We start from the raw sequence: 21,280 nt of genomic DNA, 5'->3' as shown, positions 1-21,280 counted from the left end.
GAGTAGATAAATTATAGAAAAGTGAAAAAGTATTCAAGCAAAGCCAGTATTGTCGTTAATTTTTGTTTTTAGTACTATTTGTTTCCAAAAATCCGCCCACCAATGATTAGCCCGAATCACTCGTAAAGCAAGCATTGGGTTAATCATATTTGGATGCCAAGTCGCGCCTGGAATTTTTAGGCGTTTTTGTGGAATATAACGATGGGCACTTTCCACTTCTCCCGAGCCAATTGGTAAACCCAGTGAGCGATATTTGTTATAGTGAACAGCATCTTGAAAGCGTAACAAATATTTGGATAAATTTGAGACACTTTTTTGCCCTTCTCCTTGCCATCGCTTGAGACGACTAATCACTCTTTTAACGTAACCGCTATCAATTGAATCAAGAATGTGTTTTATCCACATAGAACGCATTTCATCACTAAATTCCATTTCTTCAGCTGTCGCATAAACATGCTGTTTAAGATGTGCTCGATCTAGAATAAACTGAAAATGATTAAATTCAGATGATAATGCTTCTCGTAAGCCGTTTCCCCCATCCGCTATCCCATAAACTAATGTATAAGTTGATAATCCTCTATCAATCGCAGCAGTTTTGAGTTGTGACACAACTTCCGGATATTGACCCATTCGAGCAATAAAAGTGCGCTGGTCTTTTTGCTCTACAGAACCTGCCAATCCGACTCTAACTTCACGCCAATCTACCTGACTCACATCTTGCACCAATAAAAGTTGATTTAAATTTTACACACAGTACTAAGCTTCAAATTTATATTTTTACGATAAAAGACAAGAAAAACCGTGTCACTTTTTTGCACTGCTTTTAACTAAGTCCGGGTTTATACGGTTAGGTGCAAGATCTGAGCTGACGTTTACATTTTTTGATTCGGCGTCGTGGTGTAAGTTTTTGTGTTTCAGTAGGTATATTAATCCCAGTACGAATTTGGCAACCGTCTAACTCCACCAAAATTCTGTTCCAACCACATCTTTTTTTAGGTGGCTCTTGATTTTGAAATTGCGTTGCTAATCCAAGCAATCGGTTTTCTACATATTCAAAGGCAAGCATTGCGATATTTTCTACTTCTCGTCTAACACAACTGCGTTCTACTTTCCAACCATAATGTTCTTCAAACGGATCTTCGGAATTGTTTAAGCTTATCAAATGTCATGGTCAAGCTGCTAATTTTTTCTTTTTATCAGCATTGACCATTTAGCGATCAGTTCAACATAACTGACCGCTTTTTCTTTTAAGGGACGTTTCTACTCTCATAATAGTGTAATTTTTTTCTCCGTAATTTTCTAGGCATGATCTAACGATCGCTCACCTTTAGTCTAAACTCCAGAGCACTTTTGACTACTCAAAATTAACCGAAAAAAATCAATTCTAGACTGGTTTTGGTACTGATTTCGTGGATTTCATACAGGTCATTTTTTTGACCCCCCCGTGAACGGTTACGCCGGTATGGTGTTCATGGTGCGTTGGCTCTGTTCTCCACCTTTCGATTTAGGAAACTTAAAACCAATGACATATGACAAAAGACAGTCATAATGAAAATATGGATAATTTATTTAGGATTGCTATAGTTCAGCACAAAGAATAATTGCGAAAGAAACGCTACTTTTTGCAACAAATAGTTTATTGAATCGCATCTTACATACTCTAATATTATTAGTAGAGAGGTTCAGCAGTTCTTAAAAGTCCTTGTAATGCTTCTTTTTTTAACTAGCTATTTTCCATTTGTTCAAAATTTGTTACTATAAGTCAAACAAGTTTGATAATAAAAAAACCATTTGTAATCGACCACGGGGTGATCGCAAATTGCGAGACAACAAAACCCTTCTGTTGATAGGAATTGACATCTTCTCCTAATAATGTCTCTCCACAACAACTACAAGTTTCTGGATGATGGTCTAAAACGCTGTCACACTTGGATACATCGTACAGAAAGGTACTTGTTCACAACAAGTTAACCAATGGAAGATTCACATGCAACTACCAAATACTCTCAAGACTCCGTTTTTTCTACAGACGCTCCAGTTTATTGCTAACCCTGTAAGATTTGTAGAAAAAGTGGCTCAGCAATATCCTGACATATTCACCGCGAAAGTATCTTACACCGGGTCTGCTTTTTGGGAAAATCTGGTATTTATTAACCATCCTCAAGGAATAGAGGAAATTTTAACCAACACAAAGAAGTTTGCAGCCCCCGGTGATGTCAACAAAATCATGAAGCCTTTACTAGGAGAATACTCACTCGTCCTGCTTGAGGGGGAACGCCACAAGCAACGGCGAAAACTCTTAATGCCTTGCTTTTTCGGTGACCAAATGCGGCGAGCCTACGGTCAACTCATCGTTAATATTACAGAAAAAGTATTTGGTCAGTTACCCATAGACACACCCTTTTCTGCTCGTACTGCAATGCAGGATATTGCTTTGCAAGTCATATTAGAAGCTGTCTTCGGCTTGTATGAAGGAGAACGCTACCAACAACTCAAGCGCTTAATAACTGTAATGTTGGAAGATGTGCTTAAGTCTCCTTTAACTTCTAGCTTATTATTTTTCCCTTTCCTGCAAAAGGATTTAGGTTCTTGGAGCCCTTGGGGCTACTTTGTGCGGCTACAGCAACAAATTTATGAATTGCTTTACGCTGAAATTGCTCAACGCCGGGAGCAACCCGATCCAAATCGCGTCGATATCCTCTCATTATTGATGTCTGTCCGTGATGAAGAGGGTAAACCGATGACTGATCAGCAGTTGCGCGATGAGTTATTGACGCTTCTAGTGGGAGGACATGAATCCACAGCAACTGCAATGGCTTGGGGATTATATTGGATTCACAAGAAACCATTCATACCTGAAAAACTGCTCCAAGAACTACATAGCCTTGGTGATTCTCCAGATCCGATAAGCATTTTCCGGCTCCCCTATCTCACCGGTGTCTGTAATGAAAGTCTGCGAATTCATCCCGTTTTTCCTTTTACCTTTACTAGAGTTGTGAAAGAACCAGTTGAACTACTAGGACATCTTTTAGAACCTGGTACTTTAGTAGTAGGCTGTATTCATCTTACGCATCAGCGTGAGGACTTATACCCAAATCCCCAGCAGTTTAAGCCAGAGCGATTTTTAGAACGACAATTTTCTCCCTATGAATTTTTGCCGTTTGGTGGTGGAATCCGTCGTTGTATTGGCGAGGCTTTAGCGCTGTTTGAAATGAAGCTAGTATTGGCAACAGCAATCTCTCGTTACGAACTGGCTCTAGTCGATGAGCGACCAGAACGACCACAGCGCCAACGTCTTACCATGGCACCTGGCAATGGTGTCAAAATGGTAATAACAGGGCAGCGTGCACCTCATCGAGAGTATTCAGTCACATCAATTCAATAGCAGTTGCGCTTGAACATTCAGAAAAATCTTATTCGGTTTGCTCGAAAAGCGAATTTTACGCAGGTTCAGCACCATATCTACTCTCTCAATTAATTGTTGCATTGGTAATAACTGAACTATGGACTTCAGTTGGACGGAGAATCAGAATGAACTGTATGCTAAAGTCCTGGCTTTAGCAAAAGAAAAACTAAATAGTTCGGCTAAAGAACCAGAAATGGCTCAGAACCTTTGGCATCTGTGTGGTGAATTAGGAATTTTAGGCTTATGTGTGCCAAAGCGCTATGGTGGTATGGGTCTAGATGCGTTAACTACAACGCGCGTCATAGAAGCTTACGGGCGTGGATGTGAGGATATGGGTTTCGTCTTTGCCACATTGGCCCACCTATTTGCCTGTACCATGCCAATTTTGGAGTATGGAACTGAGCTACTTAAAGAAGCGATTCTGCCACAGTTATGTTCTGGTGAGTGGAAAGGCGCTAATGCAATCACTGAGAAAGAAGCTGGCTCCGATGTTTTTGCCCTTAGAACCAAGGCAGTTCGTGATGGTAAATCCTATGTATTGACAGGTCATAAGATTTACGTAACTAACGCTCCTCTTGCTGACGTATTTGTCGTATACGCATCGACAAATCCCACTCATGGTTACCTAGGGATTACTGCATTCATTGTTGAGAAAAACACGCCTGGAGTGATTGTCGGGAAACCGTTTAGTAAAATGGGTCTAGACAGCACTTTTGCCAGTTCAGTCTACTTTAAGGACTGCCATGTGCCAGAAGGCAACAAGCTCGGAAATGAGGGACAAGGAGCACAAGTCTTTCAAAGCTCTATGCAATGGGAGCGAGCGTGCTTGTTTGCTGCATATGTGGGGATGATGGAACGTCAACTTGAGCAAACTATCGGTTATACTCGCTCTCGTCGCCAGTTCGGCAGAGCAATTAGTAAGAATCAAGCAATTTCGCATCGCATTGCTGATATGAAGTTACGTCTTGAATCTGCCCGTCTTCTGCTTTACCGCGCTTGTTGGCTATTCGATCAAGGAAAAAATCCCGTGCTGGACGTGTCAATGTCTAAGTTAGCGATCAGCGAAGCCGCAATTCAATCCAGTCTAGATGCTATCCAAATCCACGGTGGGATAGGCTTTCTGACTGAGTTTGGCATTGAACGGGGGTTACGAGATGCTATTCCCAGCACCATTTTTTCAGGTACGTCAGAGATGCAGCGCGAGCTAATCGCTCGAGAGTTAGGTCTGTGAGTACCCCTTTCAAGGAATTTAGTTATGGTATAACCTTCCAAGTGTTGTGTTGCTATTGATAAGCGTACTTGTAATCCTTTTAGAGCAAAGACTTTGAAGATTATCTTATTAACCTTGCAAGGGGGTTGTTTATGAGCCTGCAGAACTTTCTCATCCTTAGTGCAAAACGTACGCCAGATGCGTTGGCTATCAGGGGACCTGACGGCAGTATAACTTATGGTGAGCTAGATAGGTTAGCCAACCGCATTGCTAAAGCACTGACTGCACTTGGTGTTTGTAGGGGAGATCGCGTCGGGATTTGGCTCGATAAATCAGTACGTGCTGTGGCAACAATGCAAGGGGTGTTGCGCCTTGGCGCTGCTTATGTCCCCATCGATCCACTGGGTCCTGCTGTTCGCACCCGCACCATTCTCAAAGATTGTGCAGTCAAGGCACTTATCACCACTGAGAAACGTGCTGAAGCCACGTTGACTAATGATCTTGAGTGCGTGGCTTGCTTATGTACCGATGGCATCTGGAAAGGGCAAACCTGGAATGACCTGGTGGCATTCTCTGACGAGCCAGTAGAAGGATTTTCCCCTGCTGACGATGACTTGGCATACATCCTTTACACGTCTGGTTCAACAGGAAAACCCAAAGGAGTCTGTATCAGCCATCGCAATGCATTGGCATTTATCGAGTGGGCCGCCCAAGAACTCCAAGCAACCCCTGCCGATAGGTTTTCTAACCACGCACCTTTTCACTTCGACCTATCAGTACTAGACCTTTATGTCGCATTTCACGTGGGAGCGTCTGTCTCTCTCGTTCCCGATGGAATGTCTTATGCTCCCAAGCGACTAGTCGATTTCATCACTCAAGAGACAATCACCATCTGGTACTCTGTGCCGTCAGCGTTGATTCTGATGATGGAGCAGGGCGGTTTGTTAGACAGGCAAACCCTCCCATTGCGTGCTATCCTCTTTGCTGGAGAGCCTTTCTCGCTCAAGCACTTAAGGCGGCTTTATGAATACTTGCCGTCAGTGCGATTTCTGAATCTTTATGGTCCAACTGAAACAAATGTCTGTACATTCTACGAAGTACAAGGGATTGAGCCGGACCGCACGAAGCCTGTTCCTATCGGTCGGGCGTGTTCTGGCAATTGCGTCTGGGCGCTGAAAGATGACGGCACAAAGGCTAAGCTCGGTGAAGAGGGAGAGTTAATAGTCTCTGGTCCTACCGTCATGCTCGGTTACTGGGGACATCCACCACAAGGTGACAAACCTTATGCCACAGGGGATATTGTCAGGCTACTCAAAGATGACAATTACCTGTATGTAGGTCGCCGTGACCACCTGGTTAAAGTGCGCGGTCACCGGGTGGAACTTGGCGACATTGAAGCAGCCCTAGCAGAACATCCTGAAATCCATGAGGCAGCGGTTGTTGTGTCCGGTTCGGGAATTGATGCCCGTCTAACCGCGTTTGTAGTTAGCACAGGCGATTTGCCCCTCTTGTCCATTAAACGGCACTGTGCCGAGCGTTTGCCGCGTTATATGATCGTTGATGATGTGCGCTTTATTGCGGCACTGCCTCGCACTAGAAACGGCAAAATTGATCGCCAGAGGCTGACGCAGGAAGCGGTTAATATCACCAGTGCATTATCACGAGTATAGGAAGGAACAAATGCAACAGTCTGAGGTTTTGGAAGCTTTGAAGGCATACATTACCAACGAGGTTCTAGACGGTAAGGACATTGGTTTAGAAACAACAACTCCCTTGCTTGAATGGGGTGTTATCAACTCACTTGAGATTGTTAAAGTACTCAACTTCATTTGGAATCAATTTGGAATTGAAATACCTGCTGAAAAAGTGACTGCTGAACATTTCAAAGATTTAGTTTCTCTCACTCATTTAGTTCTCGGAATCGCTAAGGAAAGTTAGGCATCTGTGAGCTAGTTAAAAATTACAATTGTGTAGCAAGGCAAACTCAAACTAATCGGTTTTAAGCTAGAAAGAATAACTCTTACAGTTATCCTAATGTGTTTAAGAGGAGAAAAACGTGAGTATAGAACAGCCCAACTTTGATGTTGGAATTATTGGTGGTGGACCTGCCGGTTCCGCGATCGCTTCTTATCTGGCTAAAGCAGGTCTAAAATGCATTGTGTTAGAACGGGAGAAGTTTCCCCGTCCTCATGTTGGAGAATCTCTGGTACCATCTTCAACGCGGGTTTTCAAAGAAATTGGTTTTCTTGAGAAGATGGATCGGGCAGGTTTTCCTCGGAAGTATGGTGCTGTATGGACAGCAGCTTCCAATTCAAAAAGTCCGATTTACCAACATGATTGGCAAGGACTGGAAGCAGACTGTCATGCAGATGTTAGGTTTGAAGAACGAGACCAACATGGTGTAGACCGTAGCTATACTTACCATGTTGATCGCGGCAAATTTGACTTACTTTTACTTCAGCATGCTCAAGAGTTAGGTGCAACCGTCTGTGAAGAGGTACGAGTAAAGGAAGTAGATTTCTCGGAGCCATCCCAACCTCAAATTCACTTTTCTACAAACAAACGAGAGATGAGCACGAGTGTTCGGGTGGTTGTCGATGCCAGTGGTCGTCAAACGCTGCTTGGCAATCAACTCAAATTAAGAATTCCCGATCCTGTGTTTGATCAGTGCGCCATACACACCTGGTTTGAAGGCTATGATCGGTCCACACTTTCCAGAAATGAGCGACAGCAAGACTATATTTTTGTTCACTTCTTACCAATCACGAATAGTTGGGTTTGGCAAATCCCGATCTCAGAGACTATCACCAGCATTGGTGTAGTCACACAACGGAAAAATTTTGTAAAATCGCAAGCATCTCGTGAAAAGTTTTTCTGGGATTGTGTAGAGAGCCGTCCAGAACTTTTAGCTGGTTTGAAGGCAGCTAAGCAACTCCGCGCATTCAAAGAGGAAGGCAATTACAGCTACTCTATGAAGCAGATCTGTGGAGATGGCTTTGTGCTGATTGGTGATGCCGCTCGTTTTGTTGACCCCATTTTTTCTAGTGGCGTTAGCATTGCTCTCAACAGTGCCCGCTGTGCCAGTATAGATATTATTAAAGCTGCCGAAAAGGGCATCTTTACTAAAGATAGCTTTGCAACCTATGAAGCTATTCTCCGCCGAGGCGTGAGAAACTGGTATGAGTTCATTTCTCTCTATTATCGTTTAAACGTCCTCTTTACTGCTTTTATCCAAGATTCTCGATATCGGCTCGATATCATCAAGCTGCTCCAGGGGGATGTATACGACGAAGAGGAACCGGAAGTTCTCCGAGCGATGAGGGAGACTGTCACGGCAGTGGAGCAGAACAAAAATCACCTATGGCATCAATTCCTGGGTGATTTGAAAGCTCCTTCACTAGCGCCCTCGTTTTGAAGTAGGGCTGTTTCATTCGTTAAGGAGAGAGAATTTGTCAATACGTAGCGCGATAATTTTTGGGATATAAGTTATAGAAAACCTATATTTAGATCCAGACAATTTAACTTTTATCCAGAAAATTAAGGGCGGTCGCTAACATTAACCCTTGACATTATGAGCCTTTGAGGGAATGAAACAGCCCTGCTCGTTTTGAAGTAGGAGTTGGGGGCAAATTGAGTCATTTCTAATTTTTGTATAATAGATTACCAAGGTGAAAGTGCAGGTGATGCTATGAACGGGATGCAACCAGAGCCTATCGCTATCATCGGGATTGGATGTCGTTTTCCTGGTGCCAAGAATCTCCAAGCGTTCTGGAAACTGTTACGAGATGGTATTGATGCTGTTCGTGAGGTTCCTGAGAATCGCTGGGATGTAAATCAGCTTTATGACCCAGACATAACAAAGTCTGGAAAAATGTCAAGCCGATGGGGTGGTTTCATCGATGATGTAGATAAGTTTGACTGGCGTGCATTTCGTCTCTCTCCCCGTGAAGCAAAGTATATCGATCCCCAGCAGCGCTTGCTTTTGGAGGTTGTTTGGGAAGCACTGGAAGATGCCGGACTTACCCTAGAGAAAGTAGCAGGTAGCCGGACTAGCGTCTTCCAGGGAATTTCATCCAACGACTATCTCAGGTTGCAAACTAGAGATTGGTCTAAGCTTGATAGCTACACTATTACAGGAAATAACCCTGCCTTTACTGCTAACCGGATCTCGTACTTCTTTGACTTAAAAGGACCAAGCATTACTATCACCCAAGCTTGTGCTGCATCATTAGCTGCCGTTCATTATGCCTGTCAAAGCTTGTGGACAGGAGAAGCTACGTTGGCTATTGCGGGTGGGGTGAATCTCATGTTGTCGCCAGACATTAGTATCATGCTGTCTAAAGCTGGAACTCTCTCTCCTGAAGGACGTTGCAAAACTCTTGACGCACGGGCTGATGGCTATGTTCGCGGGGAAGGAGCTGGCAGTGTAGTTCTAAAGCCCCTCTCTCAGGTGACCCGGTCTGATAGAGTTTATGCTCTTATCCTTGGGACTGCGATTAATCACAATGGCCATAATGAATGGATTATGGCAGCTAATCCTACGTCACAGGAATCAGTGATCCGTGACGCTTGTCGTCGATCTGGTGTCGAATTATCAGACATAGATTATGTTGAGCTGAATGGCACGGGGCTTCCAAAAGGCGATCCCATTGAGGCGAAAGTTGTTGGAGCAACAATAGGTACTCAGTGTGGACGCAGTCACCATTGCATTGTCGGATCGGTCAAAACCAATATTGGTCATCTGGAAGCTGCTGCGGGCATTGCTAGCTTAATCAAAGTGGCGCTTTCCCTTTACCATCGGGAAATTCCACCTACTTTGCATCTACAGCAGCCCCACCCAGACATTTGCCTGGAATCTCTCGGCTTAGTAGCCCAACAGAAACTCGGTCCGTGGCCTAATAAGATAGGATCACATTTAGCAGGGGTGACTGTAACCTCAATGACAGGCATTAATGCCCATGTGGTATTAGAAGGTTCTCCTCAGTCCAACAACAAGTTATCTCTTATAGAACAACTTGAAACTGGACAGGTACACTTACTACCTCTGTCAGCACGTAGTCCAGAAGCGCTTGCGGATTTGGCTTGTGCTTTTAAAGATTTCTTGACTATTGAGGAGTCTAATACCCTTTCTTTGCAAGACATTTGTTATACTGCCAGTGTACGACGTAGTCACCACGAGTATCGCCTTGCAATTACAGGTAATTCTCGACAGACCTTAGCTAAGTCACTAGAGTTTTTTTTGGAGGGACAAGCTTCGTCCGGATTATGCCTGGCAACTAAGGTGTCAAACAGTTCACCAAAGATTGTCTTTGTGCTTCCTAGTCAAGTCCCCCAAGGGTGGACTCTAAGAAAAAAGCTTTTAGGAGAAGAAATTCATTTCAAAACGGCTTTGGAGGAGTGCGATCGCCTTTTTCGCCAGCACGCTAACTGGTCTTTGTGGAAAGAAGCAGACGCTAATGAGTCTTGCTCCCCCTTGGCTCAAACTGAGACTTTTCAGCTAGAACTTTTTGCTCTTCAGGTAGCTTTAGCAGCTGTATGGCGTTCTTGGGGGATTGTGCCAAAAGCTGTTATTGGTGACGGTTTGGGGGAAATAACGGCGGCTTACTTGGTCGCAACCCTGAGCCTAGAAGATGCTGTGTTGTCTTTAGTCAACAATCTAAAGTCCGTCGCGAAACAAACCAAGGACAAAGGACAAAAAACAAATGACGAAGAACCGTTTTTCTGTGCAGCAATTCTCGAGCAAATGGTGACGAAGGATTACAATGTGTTTGTAGAACTCGCCCCACACCCTGTTTTGTCCGAATCAATTTTTAAGTGCTTGCACCAAATTGGTAGAGAAGGAACTGTGTTGGCATCTCTGCGTCAACGGGAAGAGGAACGAACAGTTATGCTAAAGTCTCTGTCTGCCCTTTACACCTTAGGATGCAAAGTAAATTGGGAGACACTCTATTCTGATGAATGCCGATGTGTTCAACTACCAACTTATCCTTGGCAGCGCGAGCGACTATGGCTTGATTGGCTCGATGTTAAGACAATAAGTACTGCCCCTGAAATTGCCAATGGGCGTCAAAAACTAAGGGAAGAAACATGGAGTTCAAATATAGCAACACGTACAACCCGCGAGACAATTCTGAGGGTAGAGCCATGTCAACGCCAGCATTTGTTAGAGTCTTACCTTATTAAACAGGTTGCTTCAGCGCTAGGATGTGATCTCCACGAGCTGGATATTCAGCTACCTCTAAATAGACTGGGACTAGATTCTATCTCGGCTCTTGAGGTGAAACATCGAGTAGAGGCTGACCTTGGGGTTACCATACCAATAACTAAGTTATTGGAAGGATATGGAATTCCCCAAATTGTAGCGCAAGTACTAATGAAGCAGCTGACAACTGGGGTTAACACGGCATCATCTGCTCTTACCCCAGATCGGGAACTCGAGATAACTAGGGTGACCAAAGACATACAAACCAGTGATTTCCTGCACAACAGTGACGCAGTTATTCATCAGACTTGGGAAGAATTCAAAATATAAAGGTTAATCTTGTAGGACAACCTCAGCTGCTTCTATAGATTGGCTGCATGACTGGTAGTTGCAGATATTTCTACACAGCAATAGGCTTCTTGCACCAAAAGTGCAGTACACAATCTCATAGGTACAAACCTTTACAATAACAACTGTGAACTAAATATGTCAGAAGTAGACTTTGATATCGGAATCATTGGTGGTGAACCTGCGGGTTCAGCAACCGCTGCTTACCTTGCTAAAGCAGGTCTTAAATGTGTTATTTTTGAAAGCGAAATTTTTCCTCGCCCACATGTAGGAGAATCTCTAGTTCCATCATCAACACGAGTGTTTAAAGAGATTGGATTTCTTGACCAGATGGAACAAGCAGGTTTTCCCAAAAAATACGGTGCTGCCTGGACATCTGCTGAAAAAGCTCCAATCTATGACATGAGCTAAGCTCGACAAAATCCATTTTGTCGAGCTTAGATGGTCTAGAAGCAGAACGACTCAAAGTTATCGGGAAGCCCGCTATTAAATTTATGAATGAGTATAAATTATGAAGGCAACAGAACTATTAACAGAGCTTAGGCAATTGGGCGTTCAGTTGTGGATAGATGGACAGGAGTTGATTTGCCGTGCTCCTAAAGGTACCTTAACGCCTGAACTTCGCACTTTGATGGCTCAGCAAAAATCAGAGCTGTTGGCACTGCTACATTTTCATGACAAGGAAACGCGTAGCTCAACGTTGCCCACAATTGTACCTGCTCTTGACCAGCGACATCTTCCTTTTCCTCTGACAGAAATTCAGCAAGCCTACTGGCTTGGTCGAAATGGAGCATTTGAGCTAGGTAATGTCGGAAACCATTTCTATGTAGAACTTGAATGTGAAGAACTAGATTTAAATCGGTTGAGTTCTGCTTGGCAGAAGGTTATCAGTCGTCATGATATGTTGCGTGCGGTTGTCACAGCAGATGCCCAGCAGCAAATCCTAGAGCAAGTTCCTCCCTATCAAATTGAAATCCAAGACCTGCGCGCTCAGGAACCAGAAACAGTTGCTCAACGACTAGAGGCAGCTCGCGATCGCCTCTCACACCAACTATTTCAGCCAGAACAGTGGCCCTGGTTTGAAGTTCAAGCTTACCTTTTAGATGAGCGACGTATCCGACTTCTAATCAGTATAGAGCTTTTAAACCTGGATGTCACAAGTGCAACCATGATTTTCCGGGAGTGGTGGCAGTTGTACAAGAATCCTGAGCTTTCTCTTCCAGCCTTAGAATTTTCTTTTAGAGACTATATCTTAGCAACCGATGCCTTCCGAAAATCAGAAGCCTACCAGCGTTCCCTAGCTTACTGGAAAGAACGTGTGGCAACACTTCCCCCTGCTCCCGAACTGAGTCTCGCTATCAATCCCAATGTCCTAAACCAGCCTAAATTCAAGTGTCACAAAGCAACCTTAGAAGCTGAAACCTGGTCAAAGTTAAAGAATCGGGCAGTTGAGATGGGGCTGTCACCATCTGGAGTGTTACTGGCAGCCTATGCCGAAATCCTGGCTACTTGGAGCAAGAATTTACGCTTTACCATTAATCTTACACTTTTTAATCGCCTGCCGTTACATCCTAAAATAAACGATATTGCTGGTGACTTTACGTCTCTCATTCTGTTGGCAGTTGACAATTCAGGGCAGTATACTTTTGCAGAGCGGGCAAAGCACATACAGAAGCAGCTTTGGGATGATATGGATCACTGCCATGTTAGTGGTGTCCAAGTTTTGCGAGAACTGTCTCGTCTCCAAAGTAGGGAGCGAGAGGCTGTTATGCCTGTGATATTTACGAGTGCCCTTAACTCCAGCAGTGACGGAATATTTGAATGGTTAAACAAGTTTGGCTCCGTTGTCTACAGTATTTCCCAGACACCCCAGGTTTGGTTAGATTATCAGGCACACGAGCAAGGAGGATCTCTGATTAATGTCTGGGCTACGGTAGAAGGGCTGTTTCCAGAGGGACTTCTGGATGATATGCTCAATGCTTACAATCGTTTGCTTCAGAGATTAGCTAATCACAAAGAAAGTTGGCAGCAAAAAATCTTTCAACTGATTCCAAAAGCACAACTAGAACGGCGAACTGCCATCAACGCCACCCAGGCACCTGTAACATCTCATATGCTGCACACTTTATTTGCCGAACAGGTGCCACAGCGATCGCAACAACCGGCTGTCATCTCATCCAAACGCACTCTCAATTACCTGGAATTGTACCGCCGTGCTCATCAAGTAGGACATCGGCTGCGACAACTCGGTGCCCATCCTAACACATTGGTTGGGGTTGTCATGGAAAAGGGGTGGGAGCAAGTCGTTGCTGTGCTAGGAATCCTTTATTCCGGTGCTGCTTACTTACCTATTGACCCAGCACTTCCTCAGGAGCGACTGTGGCATCTTTTAGAGCAGGGGGAAGTAAAGCTCGTTTTAACGCAATCTTGGCTGAATGAGAAATTGACTTGGTCTAATGGTATTCAGCGGCTAGGTGTTGATGATGAAGATATCCAGGGAGTTGACGATAGTCCCTTAGAGTCAGTGCAGAAACCAGAAGATTTAGCCTATGTTATTTTTACTTCAGGCTCTACGGGAACACCTAAAGGGGTAATGATTGACCATCGGGGTGCTGTCAACACAATTGTTGACATTAACCAGCGTTTTGGCGTTGAACCTACAGATCGAGTGCTAGCCCTGTCTTCTCTCAATTTTGACCTGTCGGTCTACGATATCTTCGGCACACTAGCTGCAGGAGGAACTATCGTCATTCCAGATGCTGAACACACGAAAGACCCAGCTCATTGGGTTGCTTTGATGGCTCAAAACAAAGTGACTGTCTGGAATTCAGTACCTGCCTTAATGCAAATGCTGGTAGAATATAGTAAAAAAAATCAGCACCAAGAGTGGCTTAACGGTTTGCAATTAGTGCTACTGAGTGGAGATTGGATACCGCTAAACTTACCTAATCAGATAAAAGCACTGTTTAAAAACGCACAGGTGATTAGCCTAGGAGGAGCCACTGAAGCTTCTATTTGGTCGATTCTTTATCCAATTGAAGCTGTAGACCTAGCCTGGAAGAGTATTCCATATGGTCAACCAATGTGCAATCAATATTTTCAAATTCTTAATGAAAAGATGGAGCCATGCCCAGTATGGGTACCAGGACAGGTTTATATTGGTGGGATCGGACTGGCTCAAGGTTACTGGCGGGATGAACAAAAGACCAACACTAGCTTCATTATCCATCCTGAAACAGGTGAACGTTTATACAAGACTGGGGATTTAGGTCGTTATCTGCCCGATGGTAATATTGAGTTTTTAGGACGAGAGGATCTCCAAGTCAAAATTAGCGGCTACCGCATCGAGTTGGGCGAGATTGAAAAAGCTTTGGAACAGCATTCTGCGGTTAAATATGCAGTCGTAACAGCAGTAGGAAAAGAGCGAGAAAAGAAATATTTGGTAGCCTATGTTGTTCCCGACTCAGAATGGGTGTCTCTGGAGCTAGATTTCACTAACCCGATAGCTCATGTCTATAAACCCCAGCAACCTGAGGGAGTTATGACTAACCAAGGCGTTAGCGAACAAGTACCTCCTAAAGCAAGTTCTACATTTGCCTCGATTGCTGATGAGTTACACAGTTTCTTGCAAAAGAAACTACCCAATTACATGATACCTTCAGCTTATGTACCACTCCCGACTTTGCCACTGTCAGCAAATGGCAAAGTAGATCGTCGGGCGCTCCCTCAGCTGGAACCTGTGCATTCTGAGTCTGACACGGTCAATTTACCGCCCCAAAGTGAAGTAGAGCGAACCTTAGCAGCTATCGTCAAAAATGTGCTTCAGGTAGAGAGTATAGGTATGCAGAGCAACTTTTTTGACCTAGGTGCCACTTCAGTTCACATTGTGCAGGTTCATAGCAAGGTTAAAGAGGCTTTAGGTATGGATATACCCATTGTGCAAATATTTCGCTATCCAACTATTAGCTTTTTAGCAAAATACTTGAGCCACAATCAGATTGAAAAATCTTTTTCTCATCAAATGGATGAGCAAACTCAGAAGCAAAAAGAATTGAGTCATCGACAAAAACAGTTAATGGCAAAAAGACGCAATAACACGATTGTTAATCTTTAATGCAGAATGTAAGGTCGTAAAGATTATGAATTTTGAGCAGAATGGTCTAGAAATAGCGATTGTTGGAATGTCCGGACGTTTTCCAGGTGCAAAAAATATTGATGAATTTTGGGAGTGTCTCAAAAATGGAAAGGAGCTCATTACGGTTTTCTCTGATTTAGAACAGCAAGGGATACTTGCTAATGGGTCTGGTCAAAACAATAAGATAATCAAAGTTGGCGCTATCCTTGATGATGTCGAAATGTTTGATGCTTCATTTTTCGGCTTCAGTCCCAAAGAAGCTGAAACTATGGACCCACAACACCGCCTGTTTTTAGAATGTGCCTGGGAAGCTCTTGAAAATGCTGGCTATGACTGCCAAACAGAAGAAAAACTCGTAGGAGTTTACGCTAGTGTAAGTCTAAGCACTTACTTACTCTATAACATTTATCCCAATCAGGAATTGATGGAATCCAGAGGATTCTTACAAACCGAAATTGGTGTTGATAAAGATTACATTGCCACACGTGTATCCTACAAATTGAATCTTAAGGGACCTAGTGTCACTGTTCAAACAGCCTGTTCTAGTTCATTAGTTGCTGTTCACTTTGCTTGTCAAAGTTTGCTCAATGGTGAATGCGACATGGCTTTGGCTGCTGGAGTTTCAATTAAAGTTCCCCAAAATGAATTAACCCTCTCACCAGATGCTATTGTTTCTCCTGATGGACATTGCAGAGCCTTTGATGCTAAAGCAAACGGTACAGTTGGCGGTAATGGAGTTGGAGTTGTTGTCCTAAAAAGGCTAAAGGATGCGATCGCAGACAATGATCGTATTTATGCAGTCATCAAAGGCTCTGCTATCAATAATGATGGTTCTTTGAAAATCGGCTACACAGCACCCAGCCAAGATGGTCAAGCGAGGGTGATTCGCACCGCTCAAGCTATGGCGGAAGTGGAGCCAGAAACCATCACTTATATGGAAGCCCACGGAACCGGAACTCCTTTGGGAGATCCGATTGAAATCGCAGCCATGACACAAGCGTTTCGGTGCGGTACGGATAAAAATGGCTACTGTGCAATCGGCTCAGTAAAAACCAATGTTGGGCATTTGAATTCAGCGGCTGGGATCGCAGGCTTAATCAAAACCGTCTTGGCACTTCAACACAAGTTGATACCACCAAGCCTCAACTTTGAGATACCAAATTCTCAAATTGATTTTGAGAATAATCCGTTTTACGTCAATAATAAACTGTCAGAGTGGAAAGTCAATAACATTCCCCGTCGTGCTGGGGTGAGTTCCTTCGGCTTTGGTGGCACAAATGCTCATGTAATTCTTGAGGAAGCTCCTGCTTTAGAAACATCTTCCAATCGTTCCCGATCCCAGCAACTCCTGGTGCTGTCTGCCAAAACCCCTTCAGCCTTAGAAACGGCAACAACTAACCTAGCCAATTACTTAAGGCAGCACCCAGACATCAATCTTCCCGATGTGGCTTATACTCTGCAAGTGGGTCGTCAGGCATTTAATCATCGCCGAATGGTTATAGCCAAAGATATTGAGGATGCGGTCAAAGCTTTAGCGTCAACTACTGACGAAGCATATCTACAAGAGTTTCAACAGCGAGTTTACACCCAGTTTCAGGAATCAAGTGATCGCCCCGTTGTGTTCATGTTTACTGGTCAAGGAGCCCAGTATGTAAATATGACGCGGGAAATTTACCAGAGTGAACCGACATTTCGCCAAGAGTGCGATTCCTGCTGTGAATTACTCAAGCCCTACCTTGGATTAGATTTGCGCTCTTGTCTGTACCCAAAAGAGGAAGAAGTTGAAAAGGCGGCACAGCAATTACAGCAGACTGCTATTACCCAACCAACACTGTTTGTGATTGAGTACGCCCTGGCTAAATTGTGGATGTCTTGGGGAGTGCAACCTGTGGCAATGATTGGTCACAGCATCGGTGAATATGTAGCCGCCACTCTTGCAGGTGTATTCTCTTTGGAAGATGCTTTAGTTTTAGTGACGGCACGGGGTCAACTAATGCAGGAACTGCCATCAGGAAGTATGCTCGCCGTTCCTATGTCTGAAGAAAAGGTGCAACCATTCTTGGCTCAGACACTGTCTTTGGCAGCAATTAACGGATCGTCCTCCTGTGTCGTTTCAGGTACGACAGATACTGTAGAGGCAATACAAAACCAGTTAGCTTCCCAAGGCATAGACAGCCAACGTTTACATACTTCTCATGCCTTCCATTCTCACATGATGGAGCCGATTTTGAAGCGCTTCACTGAGCGGGTGACACAAGTCAGCCTTAAGCCCCCACAAATCCCCTACATTTCTAACGTCACTGGTACTTGGATTACCGCAGAACAAGCAACAGATCCTTCTTATTGGGCTTCTCATATACGGCAAACGGTGCGGTTTGCCCAAGGCTTGCAAGAGTTATTACAAGAACCCTCTCAAATTCTGCTAGAGGTGGGACCGGGTCGGACTTTGAGTAAATTAGCCAAACAGCATCCTGATAAAAAACCCGAACAGATAGTGTTAACTTCGGTACCCCATCCACAAGAGAGGAAATCGGATGTAGCATTCTTGTTACAGACGTTAGGTCAGATCTGGCTCAATGGAGTACAGGTGGATTGGTCAAGATTTTATGCTTCCGAGCAGCGTCATCGTCTCCCCTTGCCTACCTATCCCTTTGAGCGGCAAGGTTACTGGATTGAACCGCCCCAAAAGGGGCAGGGTAATCATACGGCTCAGGCGTTACTGGGCAAAAAACCAGATATCGGCGACTGGTTCTACCTACCTTTTTGGAAGCCATCAGTACCCCCATCGTTGCTTCAGGAAGAACTGGCAAAGCAAAAGTCTTGCATTTTGGTGTTGAGCGATGAGTGCGGCTTGGGCTCCCAATTGGAGAAAAAACTCCGAACACAGAACCAGGATGTGATTACCGTGAAGCTTGGATCGGAGTTTGCAAAGCTGAGCGAATGCCTGTATACTCTTAATCCTCAACAACCTGATGACTACGAGGTTTTGCTCAATGAACTACAGTCACGGGAAAATCTACCAACAAAGATTGTTCATCTATGGAATGTCACACCCCAATGTCATACAGCATCAGAACTGGAATTGCTTCTTGACCAAGCTCAAGACAAAGGATTCTACAGTCTACTGTTCCTCGCCAAAGTACTAGGAAAACTAAATCTTACGCATGAGTTTCAAATCACGGTCGTTTCTAATAATCTTCAGAAAATAAACCCCACAGAAATACTCTGTCCAGAAAAGGCGACCTTACTGGGTCCAGTGAAGGTAATTCCCCAAGAATATCCGAATATTACCTGTCGTAGCATTGATGTTGTTCTTCCTTCAGCAGGAATTTGGCAAGAGAAACTCGTAAACTACTTAATAACGGAACTCATAGTCCCCTCCTCAGAGCGATTTATTGCCTACCGTGGTAATCATCGCTGGGTGCAAACCTTTGAGCCAGTCTACTTGGATAAAGCAAAGGAAGCGACTCCACGATTAAGGGAAGGGGGAGTCTATCTAATCACGGGTGGACTCGGAAGCATTGGACTTGTTTTGGCTGAGTATCTGGCAAAGACTGTACGAGCCAAACTAGTTCTGACAGGACGTTTAGGTTTGCCCAACCGAGATAGGTGGTGCGAGTGGTTGAGTACTCACAGTAAAACCGATGGCACGAGCCGCAAGATTCGCAAAGTGCAAGAACTTGAGGAACTCGGTGCTGAGGTTTTGGTAGCTAGTGCCGATGCTGTCAATCTTGAACAAATGCGAGAAGTAATTGCTCAGACTCTAGAGCGGTTTGGTCAGATCAACGGTGTAATCCATGCTGCAGGAGTTGTGACAGAAAAAACGTTTTGTGATATTGAACAGATAACTAAAACTGAGTGTGAGCAGCAATTTCAACCAAAAATATATGGACTTTTGGTGTTGAAAAAGGTTTTGCAGGACAAAGAGCTTGATTTTTGTTTGTTGCTATCTTCTTTGTCATCAGTTTTAGGAGGATTAGGATATGTTGCATATTCAGCAGCAAATCTGTTTATGGACGCTTTTGTTCACCATTACAATCAGACCAATCCTGTCTCCTGGCTCAGCGTCAACTGGGATGGCTGGCAACTAGAGCAAGATAACAAGCAAGGTAAGTTTGTGGGAGATGTATCGACTGAATTAGCGATCGCAAAAGAAGAAGGTGTAGAGGCATTTACTAGGATCTTGTCCAAGGATATTGAACCTCAGGTAGTGGTTTCAACGGGAAATTTACAAGCCAGGATTGACCAATGGATCAAACTGGAATTTTTACGAGAAAAACCAGCTTCCCAAAAAATTACTTCATTTTCGCTTCATTCCAGACCGAATTTACCAAATGGCTATGTCGCTCCCAAGAATGAAACTGAGCAAAAGCTTGTCAATATGTGGCAGGATTTTCTTGGAGTTGAACTAATAGGAATTCACGATAATTTCTTTGAATTGGGGGGACATTCCTTAATGGCTACCCAAATCGTCACCAAGGTGCGCGAAGTATTCCAGATAGGAATGTCCTTGGGCAGGTTATTTGAGGAACCTACCGTGGCTGGCATGGCACAGTGTATTGAAACGATTCGTACAACTGCTCAGCAACTCCAAGCTTACACCAGTGACAATTTGAATGACAGAGAAGAAATAGTACTATAAACATCTCCCAGAAAAAGAAGGAAGCAGTCATCTAGAGGAACAAAAAACTCTACATCAAACTATCACTTCATAAGTCATCATTTTTTCAGGTGGTTTGAAGGCGATATATAGCACTGTTTCAATCTGCTTCCTAGCTTTCTCGTCACTCTGTCACAATTAAAAGTCTAGTTTTGTAGGAATTTGCTTTTTCAGTAAATTTTGCATTTGCACCAATTTTTGCAGGAGTTAGATATGAATACTCAGATGAAATCCATTCAAGAGTTTTTGTCCTACCTCAGCGATTTAGATATAAAGCTCTCTGCTGATGGCGATCGCCTTTGCTGTAATGGTCCCAAGGGAATATTGACGCCAACCCTACGTAATCAGATAGCTGAGCGCAAAGCAGAGATTTTGGAATTTATAAATAAGTATAATTTTCTTTTTCAAGCTAATCTTTGTAAAGACCTAAGCGAACAAGAACTTGCTGAAATCCAAGAACAGATAGATTCATTTCCCTTTCTTAATTACAATAGTTCAAATCTTTCTTCCAATAAAGCTAAAGAACTTTGGGAGAAGCTTTATAATTATTTTTCCCAAAAACTTAACTCAACAGTTGGTAGTTATGCAACTTTTTTGAACTACGGTTATGTTGCCAACGATTCTCCACAAGAGGCATTGGTTGATTTACCAAATTACACTCCTAATAAAAATCGCATTAAATTAGTACTCGAACTTATTGGAGATTGCGACCTTACAGATCGTACAATTTTAGATGTGGGTTGTGGCAGAGGTGGAACAGTTAATGTTATTGCCACATCTTTTCATGTTAAAGAAATATTTGGAATTGATTTATCAACAACAGCTATTTCATTTTGTCAAACAAATTATAATCATAGTCATGCTCATTTTATGCAGGGAGATGCAGAAACACTACCTTTTGAAGAACACAAATTCGATATTGTAACTAATATTGAATCATCTAATGCTTACCCTAATATCTTTGCTTTTTATAGAGAAGTATATAGAGTATTAAAACTCGGAGGGTACTTTTTGTACACAGATTTCTTTCCCGTAGATAAATTAGATGATTATTTATCAGATTTACAAGAGATAGGTTTTGTTATTGAAAAGGATAGAGATATTACAGCTAATGTCTTGTTATCCTGCGATGAAGCGGCAACCATAGGTAGCCAAGCTTATGGAAATGCACCTGAAATCCTAATAAGTAATTTTTTGGGGTTACCTGGTTCCACAACCTACACCAATTTCAAAAATAGAAGCTGGCTCTATAAGATATTCAGATTCAAAAAAGTATGATTGCAAGCGGAGAAACTTCAGGCTTTTAAAGTAACGCATAA

General features: G+C 43.5%; 11 protein-coding genes and 1 pseudogene. 10 read left to right on the top strand and 2 right to left on the bottom strand.

What is annotated here, in order from left to right; all coding sequences use genetic code 11:
• Positions 1–33 precede the first annotated feature (33 nt).
• Positions 34–714, bottom strand: a complete 681-nt coding sequence (locus tag DP114_RS33100) for a hypothetical protein (RefSeq protein ID WP_169264157.1) — start codon at positions 712–714, stop codon at positions 34–36.
• 133 nt (positions 715–847) lie between these two features.
• Positions 848–1,162, bottom strand: a complete 315-nt coding sequence (locus tag DP114_RS33095; protein WP_169264158.1) for a hypothetical protein — start codon at positions 1,160–1,162, stop codon at positions 848–850.
• Between the two features lie 825 nt (positions 1,163–1,987).
• Here DP114_RS33095 and DP114_RS33090 point away from each other — a divergent pair.
• The 10 genes and pseudogenes from DP114_RS33090 (at position 1,988) to DP114_RS33045 (ending at position 21,239) form a co-directional block, all read left to right on the top strand.
• Positions 1,988–3,385 carry a cytochrome P450 gene (locus DP114_RS33090; RefSeq protein WP_169264159.1) on the top strand — a complete coding sequence of 466 codons (1,398 nt, stop codon included), beginning with the start codon at positions 1,988–1,990 and terminating at the stop codon, positions 3,383–3,385.
• Between the two features lie 118 nt (positions 3,386–3,503).
• Positions 3,504–4,637 (top strand): acyl-CoA dehydrogenase family protein, encoded by a 1,134-nt coding sequence (locus DP114_RS33085; protein ID WP_169264160.1) that lies wholly within the window; start codon positions 3,504–3,506, stop codon positions 4,635–4,637.
• 131 nt (positions 4,638–4,768) lie between these two features.
• Positions 4,769–6,286, top strand: coding sequence for an amino acid adenylation domain-containing protein (locus DP114_RS33080; protein WP_169264161.1), 1,518 nt, complete (start codon positions 4,769–4,771; stop codon positions 6,284–6,286).
• Between the two features lie 10 nt (positions 6,287–6,296).
• Positions 6,297–6,554 (top strand): acyl carrier protein, encoded by a 258-nt coding sequence (locus DP114_RS33075; RefSeq protein WP_169264162.1) that lies wholly within the window; start codon positions 6,297–6,299, stop codon positions 6,552–6,554.
• Between the two features lie 124 nt (positions 6,555–6,678).
• Positions 6,679–8,031, top strand: coding sequence for an NAD(P)/FAD-dependent oxidoreductase (locus DP114_RS33070; RefSeq protein WP_169264185.1), 1,353 nt, complete (start codon positions 6,679–6,681; stop codon positions 8,029–8,031).
• A gap of 273 nt (positions 8,032–8,304) precedes the next feature.
• Positions 8,305–11,148: a type I polyketide synthase gene (locus DP114_RS33065; protein WP_169264163.1), complete on the top strand. Its 2,844-nt coding sequence runs from the start codon at positions 8,305–8,307 to the stop codon at positions 11,146–11,148.
• Between the two features lie 156 nt (positions 11,149–11,304).
• Positions 11,305–11,559 (top strand): annotated as a pseudogene (locus DP114_RS33060) (FAD-dependent oxidoreductase); the annotation flags it as partial.
• A gap of 118 nt (positions 11,560–11,677) precedes the next feature.
• The gene (locus tag DP114_RS33055; RefSeq protein ID WP_169264165.1) at positions 11,678–15,280 is read left to right on the top strand and encodes a non-ribosomal peptide synthetase; all 3,603 of its coding nucleotides are present in this window, start codon (positions 11,678–11,680) and stop codon (positions 15,278–15,280) included.
• Between the two features lie 25 nt (positions 15,281–15,305).
• On the top strand, positions 15,306–19,943 hold the full coding sequence (locus DP114_RS33050) for a type I polyketide synthase (RefSeq protein ID WP_169264166.1): 4,638 nt from the start codon (positions 15,306–15,308) through the stop codon (positions 19,941–19,943).
• Between the two features lie 231 nt (positions 19,944–20,174).
• Positions 20,175–21,239, top strand: coding sequence for a methyltransferase domain-containing protein (locus tag DP114_RS33045; RefSeq protein WP_169264167.1), 1,065 nt, complete (start codon positions 20,175–20,177; stop codon positions 21,237–21,239).
• The last annotated feature ends 41 nt before the right edge of the window (positions 21,240–21,280 follow it).

It is taken from the genome of Brasilonema sennae CENA114 (genome assembly GCF_006968745.1).
Taxonomy (GTDB): domain Bacteria; phylum Cyanobacteriota; class Cyanobacteriia; order Cyanobacteriales; family Nostocaceae; genus Brasilonema; species Brasilonema sennae.
Note: the sequence above shows the minus strand (reverse complement) of the source record. Positions and strands in the feature narration are given on the sequence as shown.

Bases quoted from the DNA above. Each gene is read 5' to 3' on its own strand.
- DP114_RS33090 (WP_169264159.1), top strand. From the start codon at position 1,988: ATGCAACTACCAAATACTCTCAAGACTCCGTTTTTTCTACAGACGCTC.
- DP114_RS33085 (WP_169264160.1), top strand. From the start codon at position 3,504: ATGGACTTCAGTTGGACGGAGAATCAGAATGAACTGTATGCTAAAGTC.
- DP114_RS33080 (WP_169264161.1), top strand. From the start codon at position 4,769: ATGAGCCTGCAGAACTTTCTCATCCTTAGTGCAAAACGTACGCCAGAT.
- DP114_RS33075 (WP_169264162.1), top strand. From the start codon at position 6,297: ATGCAACAGTCTGAGGTTTTGGAAGCTTTGAAGGCATACATTACCAAC.
- DP114_RS33065 (WP_169264163.1), top strand. From the start codon at position 8,305: ATGAACGGGATGCAACCAGAGCCTATCGCTATCATCGGGATTGGATGT.
- DP114_RS33055 (WP_169264165.1), top strand. From the start codon at position 11,678: ATGAAGGCAACAGAACTATTAACAGAGCTTAGGCAATTGGGCGTTCAG.
- DP114_RS33050 (WP_169264166.1), top strand. From the start codon at position 15,306: ATGAATTTTGAGCAGAATGGTCTAGAAATAGCGATTGTTGGAATGTCC.
- DP114_RS33045 (WP_169264167.1), top strand. From the start codon at position 20,175: ATGAATACTCAGATGAAATCCATTCAAGAGTTTTTGTCCTACCTCAGC.